Origin of the sequence: Oliverpabstia intestinalis, assembly GCF_009696065.1 — a bacterium.
GTDB classification, from domain to species: Bacteria; Bacillota; Clostridia; order Lachnospirales; family Lachnospiraceae; genus Oliverpabstia; species Oliverpabstia intestinalis.
In genome coordinates, this window is sequence record NZ_VUMS01000086.1 from 1 (window position 1) to 1,310 (window position 1,310).

Consider the following 1,310-nt stretch of genomic DNA (forward strand, 5'->3'; position numbering starts at 1 on the left):
GAGTGTGTGAAACTTTTTCTGTAAAATAGTATTTAGAAGGTTCTTCTATGATAAAATAAAATCATAGGAGGGCCTTTTATTATGGCAAGACAAAAGAAACCTGTACACAGAGTACAAATGACAGAAGGAAAACGGAACATTATTCATCAGCTTTTGGAGGAATATGATATTCAGACAGCTGAAGATATCCAGGATGCATTGAAAGATCTTTTAGGCGGAACCATCAAAGAAATGATGGAAGCTGAAATGGATGACCATCTTGGATACGAGAAATCCGAGCGTTCGGACAATGACGATTATCGCAATGGCTACAAGCGGAAACGTGTAAACAGCAGTTATGGAGCTATGGAGATTGAAGTTCCTCAAGACAGAAAATCTACTTTTGAACCGCAGGTAGTAAAGAAGCGTCAGAAAGATATTTCTGATATTGATCAGAAGATTATCTCCATGTATGCCAAAGGGATGACTACAAGACAGATATCTGAGACGATTGAGGACATCTACGGTTTTGAGACATCAGAAGGATTTATCTCAGATGTTACGGACAAGATTCTGCCACAGATTGAAGACTGGCAGAATCGACCATTAGACGAGGTATATCCAATCTTGTACATAGATGCGATACATTATTCTGTCCGTGATAATGGTATCATCCGTAAATTGGCTGCCTATGTCATTCTCGGTATCAATACGGAAGGGAAGAAAGAGGTATTGACAATCAATGTTGGAGACAATGAGAGTTCGAAATACTGGCTCTCTGTGTTAAATGAACTGAAAAATCGAGGTGTAAAAGATATCTTAATCCTCTGTGCGGATGGCCTTACCGGAATAAAGGAAGCAATTGCGGCAGCATTTCCGAAAACGGAGTATCAACGCTGCATCGTTCATCAGGTTCGAAATACCCTGAAATACGTTTCGGATAAAGACAGAAAAGCATTTGCAACTGATTTAAAGACAATTTATCAGGCGGCTGATGAGAAAAAGGCACTGGCAGCCCTTGAGAGAGTGACCGAGAAATGGACTCCAAAATACCCGAATTCCATGAAACGCTGGAAAGATAACTGGGATGCGATCGCTCCAATTTTCAAGTTTTCAGCAACCGTCAGAAAGGTCATCTATACGACCAATGCCATTGAATCGCTGAATTCCACCTACCGGAAACTCAATCGCCAAAGAAGCGTATTTCCGAGTGATACAGCACTACTGAAAGCCCTGTATCTGGCAACCTTTGAAGCAACCAAAAAGTGGACTTCCACAATCCGAAACTGGGGAGCGGTCTATGGAGAACTAAGTATTATGTACGAAGGACG

1 protein-coding gene is annotated in these 1,310 nt (G+C 41.2%); it reads left to right on the forward strand.

Going from position 1 to position 1,310, the window contains the following annotated elements; all coding sequences use genetic code 11:
- Positions 1-81: 81 nt before the first annotated feature.
- Positions 82-1,310 (forward strand): IS256 family transposase (locus FYJ57_RS15030; RefSeq protein WP_154433280.1); only part of this gene is annotated, 1,229 nt, incomplete at its 3' end.